The 7,436-nt window shown below is 66.5% G+C and carries 7 protein-coding genes and 1 rRNA gene; all 8 read left to right on the top strand.

Going from position 1 to position 7,436, the window contains the following annotated elements; genetic code table 11:
• Positions 1-95, top strand: a 5S ribosomal RNA gene (gene rrf / locus ACFY1U_RS47370); the annotation flags it as partial.
• A 108-nt stretch (positions 96-203) separates the two neighbouring features.
• Positions 204-812, top strand: a complete 609-nt coding sequence (locus ACFY1U_RS47365; protein ID WP_123963785.1) for a CDP-alcohol phosphatidyltransferase family protein — start codon at positions 204-206, stop codon at positions 810-812.
• 115 nt (positions 813-927) lie between these two features.
• Complete coding sequence (locus tag ACFY1U_RS47360) at positions 928-3,423, top strand: sugar phosphate nucleotidyltransferase (RefSeq protein ID WP_390700295.1); 2,496 nt, start codon at positions 928-930, stop codon at positions 3,421-3,423.
• A gap of 107 nt (positions 3,424-3,530) precedes the next feature.
• Positions 3,531-4,436 (top strand): DUF881 domain-containing protein, encoded by a 906-nt coding sequence (locus tag ACFY1U_RS47355; protein WP_390700294.1) that lies wholly within the window; start codon positions 3,531-3,533, stop codon positions 4,434-4,436.
• Positions 4,433-4,765: a small basic family protein gene (locus ACFY1U_RS47350; RefSeq protein WP_003988855.1), complete on the top strand. Its 333-nt coding sequence runs from the start codon at positions 4,433-4,435 to the stop codon at positions 4,763-4,765. The genes ACFY1U_RS47355 and ACFY1U_RS47350 overlap by 4 nt, the downstream gene beginning before the upstream one ends.
• A gap of 5 nt (positions 4,766-4,770) precedes the next feature.
• Complete coding sequence (locus ACFY1U_RS47345) at positions 4,771-5,661, top strand: DUF881 domain-containing protein (RefSeq protein WP_390700293.1); 891 nt, start codon at positions 4,771-4,773, stop codon at positions 5,659-5,661.
• Positions 5,662-5,722: 61 nt separating this feature from the next.
• Positions 5,723-6,628, top strand: coding sequence for an FHA domain-containing protein (locus ACFY1U_RS47340; RefSeq protein WP_390700292.1), 906 nt, complete (start codon positions 5,723-5,725; stop codon positions 6,626-6,628).
• Positions 6,629-6,672: 44 nt separating this feature from the next.
• Positions 6,673-7,410 carry a MerR family transcriptional regulator gene (locus ACFY1U_RS47335; protein ID WP_390700291.1) on the top strand — a complete coding sequence of 246 codons (738 nt, stop codon included), beginning with the start codon at positions 6,673-6,675 and terminating at the stop codon, positions 7,408-7,410.
• Positions 7,411-7,436: the final 26 nt, after the last annotated feature.

The following is a 7,436-nucleotide window of genomic DNA, read 5'->3' as shown; positions in this document are numbered from 1 at the left end:
AAACGCCCGGTTACATTCCGAACCCGGAAGCTAAGCCTTACAGCGCCGATGGTACTGCAGGGGGGACCCTGTGGGAGAGTAGGACGCCGCCGAACTCCTTTTAGAGCTCTGGCTCTTGGGCAACAACCCAAGAGCCAGAGCTTTTTTGCGTTGAGGTAAGGTCAGGGGGCATCGTTGGCACGTTTCCCACAGGAGGCCCCCGGGTGGAGGTCCAGGAGACCCGCGTCCAGACGGACCGGGTACTCACCATCCCCAACATCCTCAGCATGGCGCGTCTCGTCGGCGTGCCGGTCTTTCTGTGGCTGATCCTCAGGCCCGAGTTCGGTGGCCCCAAGAGTGACACGTGGGCGCTGCTGGTGCTGGCTCTGAGCGGAGTCAGTGACTACCTCGACGGCAAGCTCGCGCGGCGTTGGAACCAGATCAGCAGCCTCGGCCGGCTGCTCGACCCCGCGGCCGACCGGCTCTACATTCTCTCGACGTTGGTCGGCCTCACCTGGCGCGAGATTCTGCCGTTCTGGTTGACCGCTGTACTACTGGCGCGCGAGCTCGTCCTGCTGGTGATGGTGGGCATCCTGCGGCGGCACGGCTATCCGCCGCCGCAGGTGAACTTCCTGGGGAAGGCGGCCACCTTCAACCTGATGTACGCCTTCCCGTTGCTCCTGCTCAGTGACGGAACCGGATGGATCTCGTCACTCGCTGCTATTTTCGGATGGGCGTTCGCTGGATGGGGTACAACGCTCTACTGGTGGGCAGGAGTCCTCTACGTGGTACAAGTCCGCCGCCTCGTCCGCGCGGACGCCATGGCCGATTGAACTCGCCGATTGCTGCGGCCGTAGTGGCCGGATGGCCCTCGGCGGAAAAGTGCGGGACAATCTGGGCGGGTGAAGTCGGCTAGACCGTCGTCTTTTTGAGGAGGACGCTTCCGACATGAAGGCCGTCGTGATGGCCGGAGGCGAAGGCACACGCCTTCGCCCCATGACCTCAAGCATGCCCAAGCCGCTCCTGCCCGTGGCCAACCGCCCGATCATGGAGCATGTGCTACGGCTGCTCAAAAGGCATGGGCTGAACGAGACCGTCGTAACTGTCCAGTTCCTGGCCTCATTGGTCAAGAACTACTTCGGTGACGGCGAAGAGCTCGGAATGGAGCTCTCCTATGCCAACGAGGAGAAGCCACTCGGTACCGCAGGAAGCGTCAAGAACGCCGAAGAGGCGTTGAAGGACGATGCCTTCCTCGTCATCTCCGGTGATGCCCTGACCGACTTCGACCTCACCGAGCTGATCAATTTCCACAAGGAAAAGGGTGCGCTCGTCACTGTTTGCCTGACGCGCGTGCCGAACCCGCTGGAATTCGGCATCACGATCGTCGACGAAGAAGGAAAGGTCGAGCGCTTCCTCGAGAAACCCACCTGGGGGCAGGTCTTCTCCGACACGGTGAACACGGGCATCTATGTGATGGAGCCCGAAGTCTTCGACTATGTCGAGCCCGATGTGCCCGTCGACTGGTCCGGGGATGTCTTTCCGCAGTTGATGAAGGAAGGCAAGCCGATCTACGGCTATGTCGCGGAAGGGTACTGGGAGGACGTCGGTACTCACGAGAGCTATGTGAAGGCGCAGGCCGACGTTCTGGAGGGCAGGGTCGACGTCGAGATCGACGGCTTCGAGATGTCCCCGGGTGTGTGGGTGGCCGAGGGCGCCGAGGTGCATCCCGACGCCGTGCTGCGCGGCCCGCTCTACATTGGCGACTACGCCAAGGTCGAATCCGGCGCCGAAATTCGTGAGCACACCGTCGTCGGCTCGAACGTCGTGGTGAAGAGCGGGGCGTTTCTGCACAAGGCCGTTGTGCACGACAACGTGTATGTGGGGCAGCACAGCAATCTGCGTGGCTGCGTCGTCGGAAAGAACACCGACATCATGCGTGCTGCTCGGATCGAGGACGGCGCGGTCATCGGCGACGAGTGCCTCATCGGTGAAGAATCGATCGTTCAGGGCAATGTGCGGGTCTACCCGTTCAAGACCATCGAGGCCGGCGCCTTCGTCAACACGTCGGTCATCTGGGAGTCCAGGGGCCAGGCGCATCTGTTCGGTGCTCGCGGGGTGTCCGGCATCCTGAACGTGGAGATCACGCCCGAGCTCGCCGTGCGCCTGGCCGGTGCCTATGCGACGACTCTGAAGAAGGGCTCCACTGTCACCACGGCCCGCGACCACTCCCGTGGCGCCCGTGCGCTGAAGCGAGCGGTCATCTCCGCCCTGCAGGCCAGCGCCATCGACGTACGGGACCTGGAGAACGTACCGCTGCCCGTTGCCCGGCAGCAGACGGCGCGGGGCAGTGCGGGCGGGATCATGATCCGGACCACGCCCGGGGTGCCGGACTCCGTGGACATCATGTTCTTCGACGGGAACGGGGCCGATCTCTCGCAGGGCAGCCAGCGAAAGCTGGACCGGGTGTTCGCGCGGCAGGAGTACCGGCGTGCGTTCCCGGGGGAGATCGGAGACCTGCATTTTCCTGCGAGCGTCTTCGACTCGTACACCGGTTCGCTGTTGCGGAACGTCGACACCACCGGGATCACCGAGTCCGGGCTGAAGGTCGTCGTCGACGCGTCGAACGGCAGCGCCGGGCTTGTCCTGCCCAGCCTGCTGGGCAAGCTCGGTGTGGACTCGCTGACCATCAATCCCGGGCTCGACGAGTCGCGGCCCACGGAGTCCGCCGATGTGCGGCGGTCGGGGCTGGTGCGGCTCGGTGAGATCGTGGCGTCGTCGCGGGCCGCCTTCGGAGTGCGGTTCGACCCGGTTGGCGAGCGGTTGTCGCTGGTCGACGAGAAGGGGCGGATCGTCGAGGACGACCGGGCGCTGCTCGTCATGCTGGATCTGGTGGCCGCTGAGCGGCGCAGCGGGCGGGTGGCGCTGCCGGTGACCACGACGAGGATCGCCGAGCAGGTTGCGGCGTACCACGGGACGCAGGTGGAGTGGACGACGACCTCGCCCGACGACCTGACGAGGGTCGGAGGCGACGATTCGACCATCTTCGGCGGTGACGGCAAGGGCGGCTTCATCGTCCCGGAGTTCAGCAGTGTCTTCGACGGTACGGCGGCCTTCGTACGGCTGATCGGGCTGGTGGCGCGGACGCAGCTCACGCTGAGCCAGATCGATGCCCGGATTCCGCGGGCACACGTCCTCAAGCGGGATCTTGCGACTCCCTGGGCCGTCAAGGGACTGGTGATGCGGCGCGTGGTCGAGGCGGCCGGAGACCGCTTCGTGGACACCACGGACGGCGTGCGCGTCGTGGAGACCGATGGGCGCTGGGTGATGGTGCTGCCCGACCCGGCCGAAGCGGTCACCCACCTGTGGGCGGAGGGACCGGACGACGCCTCCGCCCAGGCTCTGCTCGACGAGTGGTCGGCGGTTGTGGACAGCGCCGGCCGCTGAAAAACGCAGCACGCGCGCGTGCCGGACAGGTGTCCCCAAGGGGGCCCGTCCGGCACGCCGGTGGGGCCATTCGGAGGTAGTGGTCGCGACATGCGACGATGTGCGGCATGCCGCAGCAGCCCCCCGTTCGGAGTACCCCCACGCGACCCTCGCGTCCGGACGCTTCCATGTCGCTGCTCACCAACGTCATGGACCACAGCCTGGACGACGGCTACGCCGAGGCGGCCGCCAGGAAAAGGGCCGCGGGCGACGGTCCTCTGTCGAAGACCCTTCGGGCCCGGCTCGGCCTGGCCGCCGGGCTGGTGCTCGCGGCTCTTGTCGTAACCGTCGGAGCGGCACAGGCTCGGGTGGCCGCTCCCGTCGTCGCCAAGGAGCGCGAAGAACTGATCAACCGCATCGACCGGGAGACCACGGCGGCGGACAAGCTGGAGGGCTCCGTCGACAAGCTGCGCGACGATGTGAGCTCGCGCCAGCGGGAGGCCCTCGAGAAGAGCGGCAGTGGAGATCAGTCGGAGCTGGTGGGGATTTTGTCGGGCGCCGTCGAAGTACACGGCCCCGGCGTGAGACTGGTCGTGAACGACGCCAAGGAAGCAACCAGCGGCGGCAACGGCAACCCGCGCGAGACCTCGGACTTCTCCGACACCGGTCGAGTGCGGGACCGCGACATGCAGCGTGTGATCAACGGGCTGTGGGAGTCGGGGGCCGAGGCCGTTTCGATCAATGGGCAGCGGCTGACGGCGCTTTCGGCCATCAGGGCCGCGGGGGACGCGATACTGGTCGACAACAAGCCGCTGGTTCCCCCTTATACGGTGCTGGCCGTGGGGAACGGCAAGCAGCTGAGCAGCAGGTTCCAGGACAGCGCCGACGGGCTGTATCTGCACGCCCTGCAGGAGACATACGGCATCCGGACCAGCATTTCCGTGGAAGGCGACCTCCGGCTGCCTGCCGCACCGAGTGTGATCGTACGTACAGCACAGCCGACAACCGAGAAGACTGAGAAGGGCACATCGTGATCGCCGTACTGGGCCTCGTAGTGGGAGTCGTGGCCGGCCTGTTGGTCCGGCCTGAGGTTCCGGCGGTCGTCGAGCCTTACCTGCCAATCGCCGTGGTCGCGGCGCTCGACGCCGTCTTCGGCGGTCTGCGGGCCATGCTCGACGGGATCTTCGACGACAAGGTCTTCGTGGTGTCGTTCCTGTCCAACGTGGTCGTGGCGGCGTTGATCGTGTTCCTGGGTGACAAGCTGGGTGTGGGCGCCCAGCTGTCCACCGGTGTCGTCGTGGTCCTCGGGATCCGCATCTTCTCGAACGCCGCGGCGATCCGCCGGCACGTGTTCCGGGCGTGAGGCCGATGAGCGACAGCGAAAAGACGCCGGAGAACAGGCTGCGCAAGGAACTTCCGCAGGAGGTCCCCGCTACGGAGCCCGACGTGACCCAGGCAGCTCCCGAGGACAAGCAGCTCTCTGAGGACAAGCAGCTCTCTGAGGAGAAGCGGCCCTCTGAGGAGGAGCAGCCCTCTCTCACCGGGCGGCAGCGGCTGGTGAAAGGCCTCTGGCCGCCGCGTGTGACCCGCGCCCAACTCATCGTCGCCGTCCTGCTGTTCGGCCTCGGCTTCGGCCTGGCCGTCCAGGTTGCCTCGAACAGCAACAGCGACAGCGCCCTGCGCGGCGCGCGTCAGGAAGATCTTGTTCGCATCCTGGATGAACTCGACAACCGTACACAGCGTCTTGAGGACGAGAAGCAGGGACTGGAGAAGCAGCGAGACGAGCTGGAGAACAGCTCCAACCAGGCCGAGGAGGCCCGCAAGCAGACCGTCGAGAAGGAGAAGCAACTCGGCATTCTGGCGGGCACGGCGGCCGCTCAGGGGCCCGGCATCACGATGACCATCGAGGACACGAAGGGGACGGTCCAGGCGGACATGCTGCTCGACGCGATCCAGGAACTGCGTGCGGCAGGGGCGGAGGCGATCCAGGTGAACGATGTACGTGTCGTCGCCAACACCTACCTCACCGACTCGGGCAAGAGCGTGAGCGTCGACGGGAACAAGATCAACGCTCCCTTTCGTTTCAAGGTCATCGGGAAGCCGGCGGACCTCGAACCGGCGCTCAACATCCCGGGAGGCGTGGTGCAGACTCTTGAGAAGGAGCAGGCCACCGTTGCCGTCGAGCGGTCGAACAAGATCATTGTGGACGCCTTGCGAGCGGCGAAGCGGCCTGACTACGCTCGGTCGTCCTCCCAGTGAACAGGCGGTGCATGGCCGACGTCCGGTGGGGGCATGAGGTTGCGGGGGGTCGGCGCACCGAATGGGTGGTGCGTGGTGGAAACTGTCTGGTGGATACGGACGTTGTGAGGATGTCCGGGTCGGCCGGTGTATGCAATCAGGGTTCGTCCTGCCCCACGGGCGGGTCTGTTTCGGTCAAGGGGAATCGCCCGTGAAGTTGTTTGCGAAGTTGTTCGGCAAGAGCGCGCGAGAGGGTAGCGACAACGCGACCGCTCGTCATCGCGCACAGCCAGATGAAGAGGGCCGGCGCCCGTTGTTCCGGGACCAGGTCCCTGGTCCGGGTGGTGACATTCCCGGAGGTCAGGGCGCGCCGTCTGTTGACCCTGCGCAGTCCGGCGGCATAGGTTTCGGGCAACCGTCAACCTCAAGTACGGGTGGAGGGTTTTCCCCTATGTCGGCCCTGGTGTGTACGAGGTGCGGTAACCGCAACGCGGAGAACAGCCGCTTCTGCTCCAACTGTGGCGCCCCGCTGCGCGCCGGCGGCGCGGCCGAGCGGCCGTCCGAGACGACGTCCACGATCTCGATTTCCGGCATCGAGGCCTACGACGCCGAGGTCACCGGTCAGACGCAGGTGCCGGCGCTGTCCCCCGAGGCGCAGGCGGCCGTAGATGCGCTGCCGCTGGGCTCCGCGCTCCTGGTCGTGCGCCGCGGGCCGAACTCGGGCAGCCGCTTCCTGCTGGACGGCGACCTGACCACGGCCGGGCGTCACCCGCAGAGCGACATCTTCCTGGACGACGTGACGGTCTCGCGCCGGCACGTGGAGTTCCGCCGTGGTGCGGACGGCTCGTTCACGGTGGCCGACGTGGGCAGTCTGAACGGCACGTACGTCAACCGCGAGCGGATCGACCAGGTCGCTCTGAACAACGGTGACGAGGTGCAGATCGGAAAGTACCGGCTGGTCTTCTATGCAAGCCAGCGGGGCTACTGACCCTTCCCCCAGACCCCGTCCGGGGGGACCCCAAGGGAATGTCCATGCTTCGAACACCGAGCGGCGGTGCCGGGCACGGCACCGCCGGCACGGACAGCGGTCTGATGAGCATCGGCACGGTGCTGAACGTGCTGCGCGACGAGTTCCCCGAAGTCACCATCTCCAAGATCCGTTTCCTGGAGTCGGAGGGGCTCATCGAGCCGCAGCGCACCCCGTCGGGGTACCGCAAGTTCAGCGCGGACGACGTCGAGCGCCTCGGCCATGTGCTGAGGATGCAGCGGGACCACTATCTGCCCCTCAAGGTGATCCGCGAGCATCTGGAGGCCATGGAGCGCGGTGAGGCAGTCCCGCTGCCCGTCGTGGGACGCCAGCGGGACGGCGAGTCCCTCCTCGAAGCGCCCGAGGGGCCCACCGCGGCTCGGATCGGGCGCGCCGAGCTGCTCGCGGCCGCCGGGATCGGCGAGCAGGAACTCGAGGAGTGGGAGTCGTACGGCCTGGTCGCGCCGCTGCCGGACGGGGCGTACGACGCGGAGACGGTGACCGTGGCGTCGCTCGTCGTGGAACTCGGGCGGTCCGGAATCGAACCGCGGCACCTGAGGGCCATGAAGGCCGCCGCCGAGCGTGAGGCCGGGCTGGTGGACCAGGTGGTGGCCCCGCTGAAGCGCCACCGCAATCCGCAGACCAGGGCGCATGCCGAGGCGCGTACGAAGGAGCTGGCGGCGCTCACGGTGAAGCTGCACGCAGCCCTGGTGCAGACCGCGCTCGGTGTGCGACTGCCCTGAGTCCGGGGCCTTTCCGGAGGCCGGAT

The organism is Streptomyces sp. NPDC001351 (assembly GCF_042896045.1).
Taxonomy (GTDB): Bacteria; Actinomycetota; Actinomycetes; order Streptomycetales; family Streptomycetaceae; genus Streptomyces.
The sequence above is the reverse complement of the archived record's forward strand: the minus strand, read 5'-3'. Positions and strand labels throughout refer to the sequence as shown.

What these genes read in the sequence shown, in the direction of transcription:
- ACFY1U_RS47360 (WP_390700295.1), top strand. Translation starts at nt 928, where the DNA reads ATGAAGGCCGTCGTGATGGCCGGAGGCGAAGGCACACGCCTTCGCCCC.
- ACFY1U_RS47335 (WP_390700291.1), top strand. Translation starts at nt 6,673, where the DNA reads ATGCTTCGAACACCGAGCGGCGGTGCCGGGCACGGCACCGCCGGCACG.
- ACFY1U_RS47345 (WP_390700293.1), top strand. Translation starts at nt 4,771, where the DNA reads ATGAGCGACAGCGAAAAGACGCCGGAGAACAGGCTGCGCAAGGAACTT.
- ACFY1U_RS47340 (WP_390700292.1), top strand. Translation starts at nt 5,723, where the DNA reads ATGGGTGGTGCGTGGTGGAAACTGTCTGGTGGATACGGACGTTGTGAG.
- ACFY1U_RS47355 (WP_390700294.1), top strand. Translation starts at nt 3,531, where the DNA reads ATGCCGCAGCAGCCCCCCGTTCGGAGTACCCCCACGCGACCCTCGCGT.